This window comes from Oceanobacter mangrovi (assembly GCF_019740315.1).
Lineage (GTDB): Bacteria > Pseudomonadota > Gammaproteobacteria > Pseudomonadales > Oceanobacteraceae > Oceanobacter > Oceanobacter mangrovi.
In genome coordinates this window covers 1-1,118 of sequence record NZ_JAHXZR010000028.1, presented here as the reverse complement: position 1 = coordinate 1,118, position 1,118 = coordinate 1, and the positions used below count along the sequence as shown (strand labels likewise).

Below are 1,118 nucleotides of genomic sequence, written 5' to 3'. Positions count from 1 at the left end.
CCGATATCCATTTTTGCTTCCGCCAGTGAGCGATACCAGGTATCCGGGATCCACTCGCTTTTCAAACTCCGGAACAGCCGTTCCATCGGGGCGTTGTCCCAGCAGTTGCCGCGTCGGCTCATGCTTTGAACCATGCGATAACGCCAGATTCTCTGACGGAACTTCAGACTGGTGTACTGGCTTCCTTGATCCGAGTGGAACATCACGCCTTCCGGCTTTCCACGCCGCAGCCAGGCATCCTCCAAGGCTTTTATTGTTAGCTCGCTGTCGGGGCTGCTGGACATGGCCCAGCCCACGACCTTGCGAGCGTACAGATCCATGACCACTGCAAGGTATGACCAACGCTCTCCTGTCCAAATATAGGTGATGTCGCCACACCAAACCTGATTGGGCCGCTCAACAGAGAACTCACGGTTCAAGAGGTTGTTGATTTCAATGTGCTCCATCCCGGTTTTATTGTATTTGTGGGCACCCGGCTGCTTACTGATCAGCTCCGATTCTTTCATCAGCTTGCGCACCAGATAACGTCCAATATCAATGCCTTCGGTTTTCAATAAGTCGCGGATACCCCGGCTACCAAAGCCGTGACGACTGAGGTTGAACGCCCGTTTCACATGGGCCTTGAGTTCCAGTCGCTTGGGATTTATTCGGCGCTTGTTACGACAGTAATCGTAGTAACTGGAACGCTTGATATCGAACGCCCGACAGACCCATTTGATAGGCTCCAGCTCTCCCAAACGGTCTATCAGTACATATTTTTGAATTCGTCTGACATTAAGAGAGCCGTAGCCTTTTTTAGTATCCGCTTCTCTATTTCGAGCTCTTTGACGCGTTTTTCGAGTTCCTGAATACGCTTTTGCTCTTCCGTCATGGCCTTGGAGTTTGGCGTTTTGCCACCACGCTCCTCACGAAGCTGATCAACCCATCGGCGCAGGGCTGTTTCCCCCACGTCCAGTGATTTACTGGCCTGAGGAATGGAATACCCCTGATCAAGAACCAGGCTGGCAGCTTCGAGTTTGAACTCAGGAGTGAAGGAACGACGTTGTCTTTTCATTGAACACCTCTTTGGCGGCAAGATTACCACCTATCTGGGTGTCCGGGATTATTGAACCACTACA

Annotated in this window: 1 protein-coding gene; it reads right to left on the bottom strand. The window is 51.6% G+C overall.

Annotated elements, in window-relative coordinates; translation table 11 throughout:
* Nucleotides 1-1,054, bottom strand: a protein-coding gene (locus K6123_RS23070; RefSeq protein ID WP_246624986.1) for an IS3 family transposase whose coding sequence is annotated in 2 segments (ribosomal slippage) — nt 1-799 and nt 799-1,054 — 1,055 coding nt annotated over the 2 segments. Because the reading frame shifts where the segments join, the coding sequence is not laid out codon by codon here. This gene is flagged as partial in the annotation.
* Nucleotides 1,055-1,118: the final 64 nt, after the last annotated feature.